Source organism: Arthrobacter sp. JCM 19049, from assembly GCF_001310435.1.
Window position 1 is genome coordinate 1 of record NZ_BAXF01000509.1, and the last position, 1,502, is coordinate 1,502.

Here is a 1,502-nt window from a genome sequence, read left to right on the forward strand (position 1 = left end):
GGCCCGGTGACCAACTGGCTGGCCTCCATCGGCAAGGCGCTGGCCCCCTCGGGCTCCAGCCATGAGGACACCTACCTGGACAAGGACCGGCTGCGTGACATCGTGGACCGGGCCAGCGAGGGCGCGGACCTGGAGGAGGAATCGGCGGAGCTGATCTCCTCGGTGATGGACCTGGAGGAAACCAATGTGCGCTCGGTGATGGTCCCGCGCACCGACATGGTCTACTTTGACGCGGACACCACCATCCACCGGGCCCTGGACTTGTTCATGGCCTCGGGCTTCTCCCGCATCCCGCTGGCCGGGGAGGACGCCGATGACATCCGCGGGATCATCTACCTCAAGGACGTGATCCGCGAGGTGCACGGGCTGCAGCGCGCCGAATCGCTGGGCGAACTGGCCCGCAAGGTGCGCTTCGTGCCCGAATCGAAGAACGCGGCCGAGCTGATGCAGGAACTGCAGCAGGAGTCCATCCACCTGGCCATCGTGGTCGACGAGTACGGCGGCACCGCCGGCTGATCACCCTGGAGGACCTGCTGGAGGAGATCGTGGGGGACATCGACGACGAATACGACCGCTCCCGCCCGGACGTGGTGGAAAACCCGGACGGGACGCTGACAGCCCAGGCCGGCACCTCCATCGACGACGTGGCCGACTTCTTCGACATGGACATCGAGGAGGAGGACGTGGACACCGTGGGCGGGCTGATCTCCAAGGCCCTGGAATCGGTGCCGGTGCTCGGCTCGGTGGCCGAGATCCACGGGCTGCGTCTGGAAGTCGTCTCCCTGTCCGGGCGGCGCAACCGCGTGGGCAAAATTCATGTAGAGCGCCTGCACCACGGCGCTTCCGACCAGAGAGAAACCATAGAGGAATCACCCAATGGCAGAGACTAACAACCTTCCCGCCTCCGGCAGCTGGCCCGAGGACTTCCGTTCGGGCTTCACCTCCTTCGTGGGCCGGCCCAACGCCGGCAAGTCCACGCTGACCAACGCCCTGGTGGGGCAGAAGATCGCGATCACCTCCGCCAAGCCGCAGACCACCCGGCACACCATCCGCGGGATCGTGCACCGCCCCGACGCACAGCTGATCCTGGTGGACACCCCCGGGCTGCACCGCCCGCGCACCCTGCTGGGGCAGCGGCTGAACGACCTGGTCGCCGAGACCCTCTCCGAGGTCGACGCGATCGGCTTCTGCCTGCCGGCCAACGAGAAGATCGGCCCCGGGGACCGCTTCATCGCCAGCCAGCTCGCCCAGCTCAAGCGCAAGCCCATCGTCGCCCTGGTCACCAAGGCCGACCTGGTGGACCGCGAGACCCTGGCCGCCCAGCTGATCGCGGTCACGGAGCTGGGCAACGAAAACTTCGGGTCCGACGGGTTCGCCGCGATCATCCCGGTCAGCGCCGTGAAGGACTTCCAGGTGGAGCAGGTGGCCAACGTGCTGGTCGAACAGCTGCCGCTGGGCCCGCCGCTGTACCCGGACGGGGAGCTGACCGACGAGCCGGAGAG

Annotated in this window: 3 protein-coding genes; all 3 read left to right on the top strand. The window is 67.5% G+C overall.

The features are described 5' to 3' along the window. The coding region (locus tag JCM19049_RS13890; protein ID WP_279403247.1) for a CBS domain-containing protein at positions 1-516 on the top strand (516 nt) is incomplete at its 5' end. A 29-nt stretch (positions 517-545) separates the two neighbouring features. After that, positions 546-890 carry a transporter associated domain-containing protein gene (locus tag JCM19049_RS13895; protein WP_054821876.1) on the top strand — a complete coding sequence of 115 codons (345 nt, stop codon included), beginning with the start codon at positions 546-548 and terminating at the stop codon, positions 888-890. Continuing rightward, positions 877-1,502 (top strand): GTPase Era (era, locus tag JCM19049_RS13900; RefSeq protein WP_054821877.1); only part of this gene is annotated, 626 nt, incomplete at its 3' end. The genes JCM19049_RS13895 and era, both read left to right, overlap by 14 nt.